16 protein-coding genes and 1 riboswitch are annotated in these 16,304 nt (G+C 32.4%); of the genes, 5 read left to right on the forward strand and 11 right to left on the reverse strand.

What is annotated here, in order from left to right:
* Window positions 1-334 precede the first annotated feature (334 nt).
* Entirely contained in the window at window positions 335-2,716 is a 2,382-nt protein-coding gene (secA2, locus tag CN601_RS20130; protein WP_098172115.1) for an accessory Sec system translocase SecA2, read from the forward strand.
* Window positions 2,700-3,608 carry an accessory Sec system S-layer assembly protein gene (locus CN601_RS20135; protein ID WP_098118840.1) on the forward strand — a complete coding sequence of 303 codons (909 nt, stop codon included), beginning with the start codon at window positions 2,700-2,702 and terminating at the stop codon, window positions 3,606-3,608. The genes secA2 and CN601_RS20135 overlap by 17 nt, the downstream gene beginning before the upstream one ends.
* An 81-nt stretch (window positions 3,609-3,689) precedes the next feature.
* Here the strand turns inward: CN601_RS20135 and CN601_RS20140 are convergent, their stop codons facing one another.
* Window positions 3,690-4,223, reverse strand: a complete 534-nt coding sequence (locus tag CN601_RS20140) for a competence protein ComK (RefSeq protein WP_098118841.1) — start codon at window positions 4,221-4,223, stop codon at window positions 3,690-3,692.
* A gap of 306 nt (window positions 4,224-4,529) precedes the next feature.
* On the opposite strand from CN601_RS20140, the gene CN601_RS20145 reads away from it, so the two are divergent.
* The 3 genes from CN601_RS20145 to CN601_RS20150 all read left to right on the forward strand — a co-directional run bounded on the left by CN601_RS20145 (window position 4,530) and on the right by CN601_RS20150 (window position 6,193).
* On the forward strand, window positions 4,530-5,051 hold the full coding sequence (locus CN601_RS20145; protein ID WP_098172116.1) for a sigma-70 family RNA polymerase sigma factor: 522 nt from the start codon (window positions 4,530-4,532) through the stop codon (window positions 5,049-5,051).
* 455 nt (window positions 5,052-5,506) lie between these two features.
* Window positions 5,507-5,637, forward strand: a riboswitch (cyclic di-GMP riboswitch).
* A 35-nt stretch (window positions 5,638-5,672) separates the two neighbouring features.
* Window positions 5,673-5,810, forward strand: coding sequence for an anti-repressor SinI family protein (locus CN601_RS27040; RefSeq protein WP_172446378.1), 138 nt, complete (start codon window positions 5,673-5,675; stop codon window positions 5,808-5,810).
* Window positions 5,811-5,872: 62 nt separating this feature from the next.
* Window positions 5,873-6,193, forward strand: a complete 321-nt coding sequence (locus tag CN601_RS20150; protein ID WP_098118843.1) for a helix-turn-helix domain-containing protein — start codon at window positions 5,873-5,875, stop codon at window positions 6,191-6,193.
* 424 nt (window positions 6,194-6,617) lie between these two features.
* Here the strand turns inward: CN601_RS20150 and CN601_RS20155 are convergent, their stop codons facing one another.
* The 10 genes from CN601_RS20155 to CN601_RS20200 form a co-directional block, all read right to left on the reverse strand.
* Window positions 6,618-6,800, reverse strand: a complete 183-nt coding sequence (locus tag CN601_RS20155; protein ID WP_179865626.1) for a hypothetical protein — start codon at window positions 6,798-6,800, stop codon at window positions 6,618-6,620.
* Between the two features lie 185 nt (window positions 6,801-6,985).
* Window positions 6,986-8,167, reverse strand: a complete 1,182-nt coding sequence (locus tag CN601_RS20160) for a hypothetical protein (RefSeq protein WP_098172118.1) — start codon at window positions 8,165-8,167, stop codon at window positions 6,986-6,988.
* A gap of 25 nt (window positions 8,168-8,192) precedes the next feature.
* On the reverse strand, window positions 8,193-8,765 hold the full coding sequence (lepB, locus tag CN601_RS20165; RefSeq protein ID WP_098118845.1) for a signal peptidase I: 573 nt from the start codon (window positions 8,763-8,765) through the stop codon (window positions 8,193-8,195).
* Window positions 8,765-9,340, reverse strand: coding sequence for a hypothetical protein (locus tag CN601_RS20170; protein ID WP_098172119.1), 576 nt, complete (start codon window positions 9,338-9,340; stop codon window positions 8,765-8,767). The genes lepB and CN601_RS20170 overlap by 1 nt, the downstream gene beginning before the upstream one ends.
* Before the next feature lie 91 nt (window positions 9,341-9,431).
* Window positions 9,432-10,202: a hypothetical protein gene (locus tag CN601_RS20175; RefSeq protein WP_098172120.1), complete on the reverse strand. Its 771-nt coding sequence runs from the start codon at window positions 10,200-10,202 to the stop codon at window positions 9,432-9,434.
* Window positions 10,203-10,748: 546 nt separating this feature from the next.
* On the reverse strand, window positions 10,749-11,657 hold the full coding sequence (locus tag CN601_RS20180) for an LCP family glycopolymer transferase (RefSeq protein WP_098172121.1): 909 nt from the start codon (window positions 11,655-11,657) through the stop codon (window positions 10,749-10,751).
* Window positions 11,658-11,728: 71 nt separating this feature from the next.
* Window positions 11,729-12,742 (reverse strand): metallophosphoesterase, encoded by a 1,014-nt coding sequence (locus CN601_RS20185; RefSeq protein WP_179865627.1) that lies wholly within the window; start codon window positions 12,740-12,742, stop codon window positions 11,729-11,731.
* A 67-nt stretch (window positions 12,743-12,809) separates the two neighbouring features.
* Window positions 12,810-14,606, reverse strand: coding sequence for an ABC transporter ATP-binding protein (locus CN601_RS20190; RefSeq protein WP_098172123.1), 1,797 nt, complete (start codon window positions 14,604-14,606; stop codon window positions 12,810-12,812).
* Window positions 14,603-15,805, reverse strand: a complete 1,203-nt coding sequence (locus tag CN601_RS20195; RefSeq protein ID WP_098172124.1) for a nucleotidyltransferase domain-containing protein — start codon at window positions 15,803-15,805, stop codon at window positions 14,603-14,605. The genes CN601_RS20190 and CN601_RS20195 overlap by 4 nt, the downstream gene beginning before the upstream one ends.
* Window positions 15,798-16,280 (reverse strand): lasso peptide biosynthesis B2 protein, encoded by a 483-nt coding sequence (locus CN601_RS20200; RefSeq protein WP_098172125.1) that lies wholly within the window; start codon window positions 16,278-16,280, stop codon window positions 15,798-15,800. The genes CN601_RS20195 and CN601_RS20200 overlap by 8 nt, the downstream gene beginning before the upstream one ends.
* Between the last annotated feature and the right edge of the window lie 24 nt (window positions 16,281-16,304).

Below are 16,304 nucleotides of genomic sequence, written 5' to 3' on the forward strand. Positions count from 1 at the left end.
ACGCTAGTATACAACAGCGAAATAGACATTTTTTCTTCAAATAGGTCTAATTTGTTACAAACATCACAAATTCAAATGTCATTTTTATGCATATCCCTTATATATCAAGGTGTTTTACTATTTTTGAACGTTTTTTGTCTAACGATTTTAAAAGGCCGAGAGCCAGTACTTCTTTTTTCATTTAAGAAAACATCCGTTTATGTCGAAAATATTTATGTAATTAATCCTGCTTTTCACTGTTATCAATAAATCCACACTATAGCTAGTCCGAGCAGCTCAAAACTTTTAATAGTGTTAAATAGAATTAATAAATTACCAGCTAAGGAGGAGTACTTTGATCCAGACTTTACAAAAAATCATTGGCAATCGAAAATTAAAAGAATACAAAAGGATTGTATTAGAGATAAACTCAAAAGAATCATTCTTTAAAAACCAAACAGATGCAACTCTACGCGAATTTACCTATATATTGAAGCAAAAAATTGCCAGCAATACAACAACTATACAAGAAATTAAAACAGATGCTTTTGCTCTTGTACGTGAAGCTTCAAAGCGAGTGCTAGGCATGCGTCATTATGATGTTCAATTAATCGGTGGACTTGCATTATTAGATGGAAATATTGCTGAAATGCCAACCGGGGAAGGTAAAACATTAGTTTCATCTTTACCTGCTTTTACTCATGCGCTTGAGGGAAAAGGCGTCCATATTATTACTGTAAACGAATATTTGGCTCGTCGTGATGCCAAACAAATGGGTCAAATTCACGAATTTTTAGGTCTTACAGTAGGCTTGAATATTCCCAATCTAACCTTGGATGATAAAAAAGCTGCGTACAATGCAGATATTACTTACGGAATCGGAACAGAGTTCGGTTTTGATTATTTACGGGATAATATGATTGTCTCTTCTATTGAACAAGTTCAGCGTCCATATCATTATGCAATTATTGATGAAATTGATTCTATTCTAATAGATGAAGCTAAAACACCACTAATTATCGCAGGAAAAAAGGCTGCACAGTTACACTTATATTCTCTCTGTGCGCGATTTATTAGCACATTCATTAAAGAAAGAGATTATTTATTTGACGAAGAAACTAAAGCAATTACATTAACAGAAGCAGGTATCTTGAGGATTGAAAAAGCATTTATGATTGAGAACTTATATGATTTGGAGCATTCGACCCTTTTCCACTATGTCCATAATGCTTTAAAAGCAAATATATTATTTCAACGAGATATTGATTACATTGTTCAAGAAGACGAAATTCAATTAATTGACTTATTTACTGGTCGTATTATGGAAGGTCGATCATTAAGTAACGGACTCCATCAAGCGATTGAAGCAAAAGAAGGTTTAGAAACTACTGATGAAAATCAAACTGTTGCCTCTGTCACAATACAAAATTACTTCCGAATGTATCCAATCCTTTCTGGCATGACTGGGACCGGAAAAACTGAAGAGAAGGAATTTCTACAAGTTTATAACATGGAAGTTGTTAGCATTCCGACAAATAAACCTTTTATCCGTTTGGATTATGAAAATATCGTATTTGAAAAGACAGAACAAAAGCTCAAAGCAGTTTTGGCTGATGTTTTGGTGAGACATAAAAAAGGCCAACCTATTCTAATTGGAACAACTTCCATTCGTCAGTCAGAAATTGTTGCAAAAGTACTTGAAGAAAAATCATTACCATTTCAGCTTTTAAATGCAAAAAATGTTGAAAAAGAAGCAGAAATGATTGCCTTAGCTGGTCAGCGAGGAATGATCACCATTTCAACCAATATGGCTGGTAGAGGAACTGATATTTTATTGGCTAAAGGTGTAACTGAGCTAGGAGGACTTCATGTAATTGGAACAGAGCTTCATGAAAGTGAGCGCATCGATTTACAACTAAGAGGTCGTGCGGGACGACAAGGAGACGCGGGATCATCTCAATTCTATTTATCATTAGAAGATGAGTTATTTGTAAGATATAATGCAGAAAAACTTGAAAAAATATATAAGAACCTCCAATTTGACCAATTTGGGAAAGTAATAAAATCTTCCATCCATGACTTCGTATCTTCAACACAAAAGCTTTGTGAAGCATATCAGTCTTCTATTCGTGAATGGCAGCTTAAAGTAGATGGGGTTGCAAATGAGCACCGCCGTATATTGTATGAGTTGCGAAGTAATTTATTATTAGCCAACGATTTAGAGTGGTTTATCCACCATTTAGACGGGACAGTTGATAAATATTTAAAAGAATTTTATCCCGAAAATAGTACCCCTGAAGATTGGAATCGACTAGAAGCCAAAACTACACTAGAACAAATTATCCCTCCACTGCGAATTGATGTTATACAGTTCAATACTAGATGGGAAGTATTGGATAACGTAAATGAAGCTCTAATTGAATATAAGACCGTATTACGCGGGATGGCCGATGAGGAAAAGGTAGAAATTACTAACAATTTGAAAAATTCCGCATTAAGTACTATAGATTTATATTGGTCTGAACATTTAGAGCATTTACAACATTTGATAGAAGGGATAAACTTAAGACAGTACCAACAAGAAGATCCAATTCGATTATATGAATTAGATGGATTTACTCTGTTTGAACATACTTTTAGCATTATTCAACAGGAATTATCAGCAAGTCTTGCTTCAACATTTCAAGAATTATCTTGTCCACAGGGGGTAGAAATACAAAATGTTATCATCGATTAAGCGTTTATTACAAAAAGGTAAAGATTCAACAGTTTCATCGAGTGATTTATTGCAACAACCATCTACTGATCAAGCAGTTCAAGTTGAAGAGAATGAACTGAGTGATGTTTTTCCTAAAATATCATTTCATCCACTGATGCATATTGAAGATGAAAGACGATATGTTTATCAGTTTTTAAATAATGAACTTGCTCCTTTAAAACCAAATCAATTGTCATTATCTGCAATCGAGCTTGAAGCTAATGAAGATGGCAGTGCAACGGTTACAGCTTTCGTTCGAAATAGTTTAGAAAAGGCAGTTCATTTAGAAGATGCAATCCTTTTATTAATTAGCGAAGAAGGAGAAATTTTAGGTAAAAAAGGATTCAAATTAGAAGAACTTGGGGACATGCCTCCTTGCAGTAGTCGCCCATGGCACTTTGTATTTGAAAGAGAGTTTTTACTAAAAGAAGACTTGCCGGAAAAGGGATTCGAATTAGCCTTTGACTTGTCAAAAACAATTCATAGATTAGATATAGATCCAACATGGGAAGGCCGACTTACAGAAGAACAAATCACTGAATTAAGCAACCTAGTAAATACTTTACCTAAATTACGTGTAAATGAAGTAAGCTTACATGCTTTACGCGCTAACTATAATGATGATGGAAATTTAGCTGTAAATATTTTAGTTCGAAATGGTTCCACAACAGCAGTAAATCTAGAGTTACTACCATTAGAAATGTTAAATGAAAAAGGCGAAATAATTGCAAAAGGTTTATTCACACTACCACCATTAACAATTCAAGCAAATACAAGTAAACCATGGACATTTATCTTCCCACAGGAACTAGTTGAAATCCAAGCATTTTCTCAATGGTCAATTAGAGTGCCAGACCAGGAAGTAATTTAAGATAAAATCAAAAAACAGGACAAACGATCCAAAAAGATCCTTTGACCTGTTTTTTTATATTCTGTTCCTTCCCCCTCTTATCTAATCATCAGCTGTATATCCTTCTATTAGCTCTTTAATCATCATTAGCTTATCCCCATCAGATTTTAGTTTATATTCTACTTTTTGACTTAAATACAAACTAATGATCTTTGTTGCTTTGCTTATTTGTTTATCAAAAATGTAATAAGAAACTGGTAGTATTTTCTCATCCCCATTCCTGAATTGTACTTTCGTTTTGTTTTTTTCTTTAATATATTTATTGATTTGGATAAAGTTTAGCCATTTACATGATTTGTTATTTTGCGAAGATGTAGGAACCATAATAATTGTTAAAGTGGCATTAATCATAAGAGGAATCTTTTTCATAGTTGGGTATTTACTTTTGACGACTTCAAGATGGCCTTTAGTAGAGTGATTATGGTAGAGGGCTGATTCTTTTAAAATTGCTTTCATTGGCCGTTTTGAATAGATTATACCTTTGTTATTATCAGTAATTTTTGTTAAATATTCTGGGTGGTCTGCAGCTTCAATTAGCATCGTTTCATATGAAATTACATAATCTAACTTTGACATATATGCCTCCCTATAGAATTTTTACATATTGATTATATCAGAATAATCTTACCAATTTTTTGAAAATTCTATGTCTGTGAAACTAGTATTTTAGTAAATTTTACTTTTTTAATAGTCATTAATAGATAAACTTTTATATGCTCATTCTTTTTATATTTGATGTTTTCGTATCGAAACTAAAAGTTTTTATTAGTTATTTAATTTCATAGTTAATCTTTTCATAAATGCCATATTTCTTTTATTTTTATATAGTTACTTCACCGCGGAATCTATATAAGGGCATGCCTTTTTAGAAAGGCAAAAGGAATGAAAAATTGTAATGCACACTTAGGATACCAACCTTTTTCGGGAAAAGTAAAACCTAGTACATTTGAGGAATGTTTAAGTCAATATTCTCGTATGATTAAAACAATTATAAAAAAGCTAAATATTTATAAAAACTTTGATGAATATTATCAAATTGGACAAATCGCTTTATGGACAGCGTATCAACACTATGAAAGCGAAAAAGGGAGTTTTTCTAGTTATGCTTTTTTCACTGTGAGAGGTTATTTACTTAACGAGCTATCTAAAGCTGTTAAATATGATGAACGAAACGTTGTCGTCGATCAGTGTATTGAAGATGCAACATATTATGATGATGCATTTCTACTTGAGGATTTTATGAGCTTACTTGATGGACTCTCTCTCCAACAAAAGCAAATTTTAGTTAGACGCTTTTATTTCAATCAAGAATTTACCCAAATCGCAGACGAACTAAATATGAACGAATCTAGTGTCAGATCCAGCTATCGCTATGCATTAAAAAAATTAAGAGGATCAAAATAAAACTGCAAAAAAATAGAGTAATTTTTCAACTAATTACTCTGTTTTTTAATTTACTAACCGACTAGTTATCAACTATAAAAAAACTAATACTTTATTCCTATTTCAATTACTCCCAAAATCATGCCATACAGATTACTTCTAAACTTTGTCTAATCTAACTCTAAACTAAATAACAAACCAAAAATGTTATTTTAAAATTAGTAAATTTTACTATTTGAAATATATAATTCGACATTTTTTCTTTAAATGTCGAATTATATTTCCTTGAAACTTTTTCCATTATTTCAATTATAAAAAAACACCTTGATTTATCTAATGCTCTTAACACAAATGAAACATTATTAATATAATTGTATTATTTCTTAACTACAAATTCCTACAAAGTATGAATTCAATTCGTTATATAATTGTTATATAAAGTTCAAAAAAATTATAACAAGTATATCAAAACACTCTCTAGAAAAAGGCAAACCAATTGAGAAATTGGGACGCAAAGCCACTGGTCTTAGTTGAGAATACAGCAAAAAAGTACTAGTTTACTGTATATTTCCACGATTAATCGAACTAAGATAGCAGGGTTACCTAGGTATTTTGTACCTTATTTTTAGGAGGCTATAATCCATGTACAGTGAATTAGAAAGCAATTCTACAGATTTAAATTGGATCGACCTACTACTTGAATGCATTGAAGTAGGCATAAGTCCTGACGAAGTCCGCTCATTTCTTTACAATTGCGTTAAAGATTCATGTCAAAACTAGGAGAATTACTCCCCACTATGATATACTTTTTGTAATAGTCAAAAAGATATGGAGTAGCTTATATGATTGGAGAACGAATTAAAAAACTACGTTTACAACATGGAATGTCCCTAACAGAACTTGCAGAACGTGCTGGTATCGCAAAATCTTACATAAGTTCGATTGAACGGAATTTGCAAAGTAATCCTTCGATTCAAGTACTTGAAAAAATTGCAGGCGTCTTCAATACAACGGCAGAAAGCCTCCTGAAAGATGATATTGATCCAACAAAAATAATTGATTCTGAATGGATGGAAATCCTTCAAGAAGCAATTGATTCAGGTATACCAAAAGATGAACTATTAAAATTTATTGAGTTTAATAAGTATAAGCAAGGTAAATAAACCTTCAAATTAAATTGACTTTAATTTGAAGGTTTTTTTTACGTACAACAACTGCGGCGTCCTAATTGTCAGCGTAACTGACACATAGGCAGTCTTTAATAAAATTTGAGTAATAGTTACTCTGGGTCTTAGTCTGGCTAGAAGCTAAATGGGGGTATTATAGTAGCATCTTTCAATTAGAGTTGATTCTATGGTCATTATATATGGAAATTTAGTAGATTTCTTTACTTTTTTAGTCGGTTCAGAAAGAATAAGAGAGTACTTTTTAATTTTTCTTTTACTTTGTCCTCATTTATAGCCATTATTAGGTTAGAATACCCTTACCGGTATAGGTAATTTCTTATCTAACTTAAGTTGCTAGGATATTTAATTGCACTTTCACTATTTTTAATTGCAGTTCTGTTCATTTTAATTGCAGATTTACTTATTTTATTTGCAGATTCTCTATTTTAATTGCACTTCGACCATTATTTGCAGTTACTGGCACCTTATTTGCACGGTTCATCAGTTTATTTGCACCATCAACACTCTTCTCTTTATTTGCAGTTTCTAACTCCCTATTTGCACGATTCACTAGTTTATTTGCAATTAACACTCCTCTTTTCACTTCGACTCTTATTCGCAGTTTCTGGACCCTTATTTGCACGATCAGCACTCTTATTCGCACCCTGACATTTTCTTTGCACTTCAACTATCATTCAACTACTCTACATTTTAAATTTGTTCTATGAAAATAAAAATGAGGATGTCCCCTAAAGTTATACTTTTAGGACATCCTCATTAGTCTGCTAATTATTTGCGTAAATCATATTTTAATGAAATATTGTCAATATAACCAGCATCCTTGCTTCCGCTACCAGATTTATCTTTTGCGTAAGTAAGTTTTAATACGTGTTTACCCGGTTTGATCCCAAGGTTTACATTTGACCAGTGGTTATCTGTTCCTGACTCACTAACAAGAACATTATCATCTAATGAAATTGTTAAGATATCTTTATTTAGTTGTGAAAGAACTAAATAATCAAAAGATAAGAATGCATTATATCCATTGTCTGGAACGTTAATTGTCACTTCAGCAGTAGAAGTTTGGCTGTTTGAAATATTACCGCTAATCAAGTAATAATCAGTTTTTCCATCTACTTTTGAATTATTTCTTTCCCAATCACCAGTAATTGCAAACGGTGAGTTTCCACCTTCAAAGTTTTCTAAAAAGCTATTTTGTGGCGTATATAATCCCCCAGCTAGTGAGTCTAAATCAGTAAGTGTATCATTTTTAATCGTTGTTGCTTTAGTAGCTAATGCTTTAGATTTTTTGAATTCTAAATCATTAGTAGCGTCATTAATAATTTGAGTTACTTTATCAATTTGACCTTGTAAGTAGTCTTTTACTTGTTGGTCAGCTGATTGTTTTTGCATATCAATTAATTGGCCTAAAGTTTGTTTAGCCGCATTGATTGCATCTTCTAAATCATCAAGTGCTTTAGCTTGCTCAGCTGAAATTTTTTGTTGGCCGTTTGAAACTTGTGAACTGAAGTCTGGTTTTAATCCATTAACTTCACTTTCAACTCCAGTAGTTGTTTGCGAGTTTAATTGTGAAACTAAACTTGAAAATTGACCAGGCGTGTTTTGTTTAATTCCAGATAAAGAATCGTTAATCGCTTGAATATGCTCATTAGATTGGCCGTTAATTTTATTAACACCAGCTTGTTCTAACTCACCTTGTTTATTATTTACGCCTTCTTCTGAGTCAGTAACTAATGCACTTAATTTATCTTTTAATGCATTAATCTTTTCAGAAGTTTTAGTACCTAAAGTACTACTTACAGTTGATTTTGCATCATTTAATAGTTGAGAGGCAAAATTTTTAAATAAGTCCCCAGCATTAGTCGTTGCAAATGCCAAACTAGATGATGTTACTATTCCAGCAGCCAGAATTCCGACTGCAATCTTCTTTTTAATTGACTTTTTTTCCATTTCTTTCGTGCCTCCATTAGACAGATTACACTTTAAGTGGTTTCGCAATTTTATGAATAGGTAGAATTGAAATAAGTACATAACCTTTAATATCTTTAATCGGAATAAATCCAAAATCTTTACTTCGACTATCGAAGCTTATTCCCGGTTCACGGTTGTCCCCAACAACAAATAGTTTGTTCTTAGGAACAGTTATTTGTGCCATATCATCAGAAGTCCCATTTGTTGAGATCTCTGGAACAGGCTTGTTGTTCACATAAATAATTCCACTTTTAATAAAGACTGTGTCTCCAGGAACTCCAATTATTCGTTTTACAATATTAATCCCTTCACTTTTTAAACTCATAATCGCTACATCTCCAAGTTCGGGGTCATGTGTGAAACGTTCTAATTTATTCACAAAGACTAAATCGCCGTCATTTAAAGTAGGGTACATTGAGAATCCACTTACTTTTGTAAGTCCAACCGTATTTAGTAAAATAACTAAAAGAACACCTAAAATTAGAAAGAACTTTAGCCAATCAATTAATGACTGACGAAAAGTATTTATATTCTTATCATCCACTACCTTTTGTTCTTCAACTTTTGAAGCATCCATTACTGTTGACCTTCCTCGCTAGACTGTTCTTGGCTGTTTTTATTTTGTGAATCATCATTTTTAGAGTTAGATGTTTCATGTGAATCATCATTATTCTTTGAGTTCACCGTAGGAACTTGTTCGTTTATTTGCTCTTTTACTTGTTCCTGTGCATTTTGTATGATTTTGTCAATTTTAGCTTTTGCTTCTTGTACATCTTTTTCATTCTTGCTATCAATTTGCTGAATCAATTGATCTCCGTACTTTTGAAGTTCTTCCTGTGATTCTAAGCTTTTTTGTGATGCATATTTTTGTATTTCATCAGCAGATTCCTTCGCTTTTTCTTGCACTTCTGTGATTAGACGTGCTTTTTGCTTAGTAGACTCCGCTTCCGTCATTCCAATAATATAATCATTTGCTTGCTTAGTTTGTTGGCTTGTCCATGCAGTCATTGCTGCAGGTAAATTCGTATCTGCAAATGAAAACGTTGTTGCGATGAGTAATCCACCACTCAACGTAACAGATCCAATTATAAGCTTTTTAAATTTTTGGGAGATCCTCGTTTGTTTTTCCGTTTTTTCAGTGCGATTCTGCATAATTTACCTCCTAATGACTACATGAAAAAAACAAACTTTTAAATTTTTCATAATTTAATAGATTTATGTACTAATAGTTAACTATTAGTTCTTATTTATTAATTGCGTCTACTAAATCTTGCATATCTTTTGTTGCATCATTAATAGCTTTTGTTGACGTATCGTTTAAAGTTTTGATTGCATCAGCTTTTTGTCCATCGATTTCAGCTTCTAATGCAGTTTCAATACGAGTAATTTCAGCAGATAAGTGTTCTAAAACAGCCTTTTCAGAAGCTGTTGATTGATCAGTAATTAAAGAATTAATTTCTGCTTTAGCATCTTGAATTTTTTGAGTTAATGCGTTTACAGCTGCACTACGAGAAGAATTTAAGTTAGTTTGAAGCTTTGTATCTGCGCCTTTAGCTACTGCTGAAAGCTGTGTATTGAAACTACTGTTTAATGTAGTTGCCAATGCATCTAAATCAGAAGATGTTTTACCATTTGTTGTAGAAATGTAGTTAGCAAAATCAGCTGGGATACTCATGTTTAAAGCAGCTAAAGCGTCAGAAATTGCAGTAAGATGTTCATTTAATGCTGCAGAAATTTGTTGATTTGCAAATTTCGTTTGAGCATCTCCAACTAATTCAATGTTGTTTGCAGCATCAACTTTGTAGTTATTAACATTTGTTTTCATATCTTCAACTGAAGAATCATATTTTGATTTATATGATGAAGAAAGCTCTGTTTTTGCATCAGAAGTTTTCGTATTAGCCCAGTTTGTTAATAAGTCACCAGCGTTCGTGCTTGCAAAAGCGATTCCTCCAGAAATAACTAGACCAGCAGATACAATTCCAATTACAACTTTACTTTTAACCTTTTTCATTTCTCTCTCTCCTTAAATTGTATATGGTATGTATTTGTTCTTGCGTGAGAACGTATACAACTTAACTATACAAAAGACCAAATAATCTAACAATTGCGCCAGACACTTAAAAAAACTGCTATTTCTACAATATTCTACATATTTTTTGTCTAATTTTGTTGATAGTTGTATTGTTTTTTATTTTTGTGTCGTTTCTTGTAATTAAAACGCATCTTTTAGTCTATCAGCCTACTTATTAGTCCTTATTACCTAGAAATTCCCATCTCCACACCTACCAAAGTTGAATTTCTTTTTACTCCTATTTTGTTTATAGAGATAATAGACTTAGGACTTTTTATATGTTTAACTGTAAAAAATTGAAATCATTATAAATTTTGTAGAATTGGTTATAAATATTCAATTTGTATTTTCCGCTCTTTATACTCTTTCGATGTGTTCACTATACTGTTTATGAAAAAATTAGTTTAAACATAAAAAAAAACACTCATTATGTAATATAGTTAACCTATATACATAACGAGTGCTTTTTTATTTTAAGATTAGTTCTTATTGTGCTAGTCCTAACTGGTCCCGCAATTCATTTGAAAGTGCTAGACGATTTTTTTCCGGTACCAAATAATAGTAGATCCCTTTAATCATCTTCCCACTTCCTTGTAATTGCTGTTGTTCAATACTGGCAGTAGCACCACGGTAGTCCTTCTGAATCTCGAACATCTGCTGCATTGTAAAATTTGTTTCTAAATTTTTATTGATTGAATTTAGTATATCCTTATAACTTACTAGGCTTTTAATTTTTGTTCCTTTATTAATAACTTCTTGAATAATTTGACGCTGTCTAGCTTCTCGACCGAAATCACCTTGTGGGTCTTCATATCGCATACGAGAAAAACTTAGCGCCTTCTCTCCATTTAAAGACAATAACCCTTTTTTAAAATGAAAACCGTCATTAGTGAAGTCTAGTGTATTCATCACTTCTACACCACCAATTGCATCTACAATATCCTTAAACCCCTCCATATTGACTTCTAAATAGTAATCAATAGGAATGTTTAAAAATTTCTCTACAGTGTTTACGGTCATCTGTATGCCACCGAAGGCAAATGCATGGTTAATCTTATCAACACTATTTTTCCCTACAATTTCAGTTCGGGTATCACGTGGAATACTAATAATTTTTGTTGTATGCTTTGTAGGATTTACTGTCATTACCATAAGGGAATCTGAGCGCCCTTTGTCACCTGGTCGTTTGTCTACTCCTAGGAGGAGTACTGAAAATGGATTTTTTTCGTTCATATTTAATGGCGCATTTCTTTTAGTTGTTTTCTCTATAGGTTGATAAATTGTACTGGTCGTTTCCGCGACTTGATGGTAGATATAAAAACCTGTTGCTCCAACTACTACCGCTAAACCTAATACAACTAATCCAATTCGTAACATTATTTTTTTCCAGGTCATGGGTATTGCTCCTTTTAGGTAAAATGGTGTAAATAGTAAACTAGCGTTATTTAATCTTTTAAATTTTAGGATTAATTGCTGCTATTTTTTTTACTGCTTTTTAATGTCAGTACATTAATTTCTGGTGGATTAAAAAAACGAAACTTCAACAGTGGAATTGCTTCGCTACTTCCTAAACCTGCACTGACATATTGTTTAGTATGTTTATATTCCCATAGTCCTTTAACACGGTTTTGTGGAGGAAACAATCCATTATTTTTATACCATGATTCCGGGACAAAAAGTGCCCCAATAAAAGGTATACGAATTTGACCGCCATGATAGTGTCCCGCAATAATTAAATCGTATTTCCTATCTTTAAACTTCAAATTCGGATCATTTAATAATGTATCAATACGTGCATCAACAACGGGAAAATGATTAAGCGCAATCAAGATGTCGTTCTTATTTAAATGATCAATACTAGAAACCTCGCTGAGTAATTTTTCGCGATGGTCAGTATACTGTACTGTTCTCTCATATGCCGGTACGAAGATACCATTAACTCGCACATAACTCTGAGTTGGGTTTAGTATAGACGCCTCAAAATCAACAAAGTTTATAGAAGAATTGTTTTTCTTCACGGAATAGACCGATTCTAAAAATTTGACTCCTCGTTTTTCAATTCCTTTTACAAATTCAGTTTTTGCTAATTCACCTTTTGAATTGACAAAGTATGCCTCAGGGTCATCATTTCCAGGTATGTAAATAGCGTTCTCTTTATTTCGGATTCCCTTTAATAGATCATAAAAAGGTTTATACTTTTTAGTTTCGTTATTAAGAGCCATATCTCCTGTGAAAACGATTGAATCGTAATCAATTGAATTAATTGATTGTAGCAATCGACGTTGATTTTTACCAAACTCTTTACTATGTAAATCTGTGATTTGAAGAATTTTATACCCCTCAAGATCTTTAGGTAGATGATCAATAATAATATCTTGTTTTACAATTTTGATACGATTGTTATCCCAAATTGTATAAATAACTAAAAGAAGAATGGCTACCAACAGAACAATTAAAAATTTACGTCTAGCGTTTTTCAAATCCATCCTCTCCAAAAAATAGAATCTAATTCAATAAGAAAAACACTACATATTAAATGAGTGTTTATCAAAGGCTAGCTTCCCACTGGTTTTGTAATAGATTACTAAACATACTTTTCTTTTCTGATGCAAGTTGATTAAACCCACCTTTTTGGATTACTCTTCCTTGCTCTAATACGACAACCTGATCAGAATTTCGTATTGTCGATAGTCGATGAGCAATGACGATTATGGTCATTTTTCCTTTTAATCGTTCGATCGCTTCCTGTATCTTTGCTTCACTTTCAGTATCAAGCGCACTTGTCGCTTCATCTAAGACAAGAATAGACGGATTTCTAAGAATAGCCCGAGCTAATACTATTCGCTGTCTTTCTCCCCCTGAAAGTCTAATACCGCGATCCCCAATCAATGTATCCAATTTATTAGGAAGCCTATTTACAAACTCCGCAGCAGAGGCAAACTCTAGTGCTTCCCATATTTGTTCGTCACTTGCATTTGGTTCAACTAACATTAAGTTTTCACGAATAGTTGTATTAAATAGAAATGGATCCTGCGGAACATAACTGATTGCTTTTCTAAGTGATAATAAATTGTCACTTTTAATTGGTGTCCCGTCTATTAAAACTTCACCTTTTCCAGGTTGGTTTAGGCCCATTAATAGATCAATTAATGTACTTTTTCCTGCACCTGATCTACCAACTACAGCAGTCATTTTATTGGAAGGTATCACTAGATTAATATCCTGAAGTGCATTCAATTTCTCATTTTGATTGTATTGAAAACAAACATTGCGACATTCGATTTCATGCTTTAATGCGATTGGTTTTATAAGTTGGTTCGAGTCTCTTTCAAATTCTTTCGCATTGTTACATTCATTTTGTAATACTTTTACAGCTTTAAAAGACGGAAGATTTGTTGCGATTTGCTCCATTGAGGCTTGAATACCAGCTACCCTCGGCCACAATCTTGAAAAGATAACAATAATTAACATCAATTGAGCAGTCTGTGCATGAAATAAACTAACACCAATATAAATAAAAATTGCGATTAATACTGCAGAGGCAATTTTATAATATAATTGAGATGTAGTTTTAAGTTTCATGTATTCAACCTGTTCTGACTGCATTTTTTCAGTAATTGATTGAAACCAATCCATTCTTGAGTTTTCTAAAGTATTACTTTTTATATCCTTAATACCATTTATTTGATCATTTATCCCCGCAAAATAACTTTTTGCTAATTCGTAATTTCTGTTACCTAATGCTAAAGAACGTTTAAGAAATTTTCGATTAAAAATAATTAGAACTAACCCAAATAATATGACGAAAGTGGTTATTTTAGGTGAAAGCCAGAAGGCAAGAACAACCTGTATACCCGTAAATATTAGAGATGACATAAATTGTAGAAACGCATTTGTCCCACTATTAGCTCGAACAACTTCTGCTAATAGCAAATTAATCAGATCTGACTTCCTCTTCTTAATAAAAAAGTTCCAGTCAGAATGAATCAGCTTGTTATATGTCTCTACTCGCAAATGCCTTAAAAATCCTTCTTGAATAATCGTGTTTTGAATTGTTATTTTCCGCTGGACTAGATTTTGGCCAATTACTATTAATAGATAGATTCCTAGCATAATGGGTAAGTTTATTGTTACCGATGTATGATTTATGAAATCGAAAAAACTTGAAAGTGGTGTTCCACTAACATTCAAATTAACGATCCCACTCATGTTAATAATCGGAATTATTAATATCATCCCAATTCCTTCAAGCAATCCAATAAAAGTCATTGCTAGAAGATTAACGTATAAAATTTTTCCAGTAAATGAGTGAATTTGCTTTAAAAAGTAAATGACATCTTTCATTTATTAAATCCTCCTATGGATACGCGTTTCCTTGTTTTTCTCCATACCCATAAAAAAGGACGTAAAGGAAAGTATAAAAAGTGTAAGTAATTTGGTAATGGTAATACCTCGGCATCTTCGGGGTATGGATGTAAAAAACTTAGAAAAAATAATATTTTTTGCTCGAATGACATTAATGAAAATAAATGACATTTATGATATTTAGATACCTCTTCAGGGACAGGTTCGGTATGTAAATTAATCATATTCTCAAAGTAATAAATAGCATCTTGAGCTAAAACTTTAGCTACGTTACTTTTTATAAGCTGTTCCATTTCTTTTGTAATAGGAGTATTTAATAAATGAGAGGATAATATAATTGCTTGTCCTCCGATATGAACGCATTGGTATTTATCTAACAAAACCTTGAGTTTATTCCAGTCAATTGGTTGTTTTAATATTTGGTGAATATCCATTAACCATCTAAGACGAGACCACCCGTGACGTGCCCCATGTGTAATTAAAAATATAAACAGGTCTTCACGCCCTAAAATATAAATAGGATACTTCGTAATTGAACTTTTTCTTTTTCGTTTCCATAGATCATTAAAGTCCGGTTCCCTCCTCGGTCCGGGGTTAAGCCTCCAATGAACTTCAAGTTTAATTCTCTTTTTAGGATGATAGTACGTTATATGGTGATGTCTCCATTTCCAATCATTCAGTACTGTTTTGATGTACTCATCTTTTTCAAAGCCTTCTTCTATTAGTATTTTTTCAATCCGATCTAAATCATGTAGTGGAACGAGTATATCCAAGTCACTGGATGTTCTTAACGAAATATCTCCATATAGCTCCGTTGCAAGTACCGGCCCCTTTAGAAAAATTACGCGGATTTTATTCTCAGTTAATAGTTTACTTACTTTTTCCATCTCAGCACTTAAATGGAGCATTTGAAATGTATTTTTTTGATATTGCTTTTTAAGATTCTGTTTTACAAATGCCGGAACAATCGAATCACTTAAACTCTTAATTTTTGAGTATATAACTGAGAACATACGATGATGCATAGTCAATTTTAAAAAATGATCCCAATCAATATCTACTAAAACCTTATTATTATTTAATAATGCGTTATTAGGATCATCCAATTTTAAAAATTCAAGCAGTAAGATAAATTCTTTCGAAATACGGGTTAGATCCAAAGCGAAATTTTTATTCATTGTTTTCTCCATTTTTATTTTCCTCACTTACTACTTTTGCGAATTTTCCAACTACAGTAAATTTCTCCATTCCTTCTGAACCCGTAACAAAAATAGGACCGCTTCTTAACCAAGCATGAGCAATTAGTTTTCCGTTTTCATCTTTACCAGTTCCTAAATAAAGAGTACTGTTTATTCGACGTCTCTCAAGCATTTTCATTCCAGCTATTGCTTTAACAAGGCATTTACTTTCCCAAACCGTATAGCGGCTCATAATATTTAAGGAACTAGATATATCTCTCAGGATTTGTATTTGTTCTGCATTAAAGGAAAGAGATGTTTCAGTCATTCGTTTACCTAAAGTCGGTGCAACCTTTGCAAACTGTTTTCCTTTTAGGAATCTTCCCCATCCTAAATAAACAAAAGCCTCAACACATAATAGTTTAATTTTAATATCCATTGAAAAAAATATTCTTAATCTATTAATAAACGTCATGATTTACTTCCTACCTTTTAACAA

Origin of the sequence: Bacillus sp. AFS017336, assembly GCF_002555445.1 — a bacterium.
Classification (GTDB): Bacteria; Bacillota; Bacilli; order Bacillales; family Bacillaceae_G; genus Gottfriedia.

What these genes read in the sequence shown, in the direction of transcription:
- CN601_RS20135 (WP_098118840.1), top strand. Translation starts at nt 2,700, where the DNA reads ATGTTATCATCGATTAAGCGTTTATTACAAAAAGGTAAAGATTCAACA.
- CN601_RS20140 (WP_098118841.1), bottom strand. Translation starts at nt 4,223, where the DNA reads ATGTCAAAGTTAGATTATGTAATTTCATATGAAACGATGCTAATTGAA.
- CN601_RS20145 (WP_098172116.1), top strand. Translation starts at nt 4,530, where the DNA reads ATGAAAAATTGTAATGCACACTTAGGATACCAACCTTTTTCGGGAAAA.
- CN601_RS27040 (WP_172446378.1), top strand. Translation starts at nt 5,673, where the DNA reads ATGTACAGTGAATTAGAAAGCAATTCTACAGATTTAAATTGGATCGAC.
- CN601_RS20150 (WP_098118843.1), top strand. Translation starts at nt 5,873, where the DNA reads ATGATTGGAGAACGAATTAAAAAACTACGTTTACAACATGGAATGTCC.
- CN601_RS20160 (WP_098172118.1), bottom strand. Translation starts at nt 8,167, where the DNA reads ATGGAAAAAAAGTCAATTAAAAAGAAGATTGCAGTCGGAATTCTGGCT.
- lepB (WP_098118845.1), bottom strand. Translation starts at nt 8,765, where the DNA reads ATGGATGCTTCAAAAGTTGAAGAACAAAAGGTAGTGGATGATAAGAAT.
- CN601_RS20170 (WP_098172119.1), bottom strand. Translation starts at nt 9,340, where the DNA reads ATGCAGAATCGCACTGAAAAAACGGAAAAACAAACGAGGATCTCCCAA.
- CN601_RS20175 (WP_098172120.1), bottom strand. Translation starts at nt 10,202, where the DNA reads ATGAAAAAGGTTAAAAGTAAAGTTGTAATTGGAATTGTATCTGCTGGT.
- CN601_RS20180 (WP_098172121.1), bottom strand. Translation starts at nt 11,657, where the DNA reads ATGACCTGGAAAAAAATAATGTTACGAATTGGATTAGTTGTATTAGGT.
- CN601_RS20190 (WP_098172123.1), bottom strand. Translation starts at nt 14,606, where the DNA reads ATGAAAGATGTCATTTACTTTTTAAAGCAAATTCACTCATTTACTGGA.
- CN601_RS20195 (WP_098172124.1), bottom strand. Translation starts at nt 15,805, where the DNA reads ATGAATAAAAATTTCGCTTTGGATCTAACCCGTATTTCGAAAGAATTT.
- CN601_RS20200 (WP_098172125.1), bottom strand. Translation starts at nt 16,280, where the DNA reads ATGACGTTTATTAATAGATTAAGAATATTTTTTTCAATGGATATTAAA.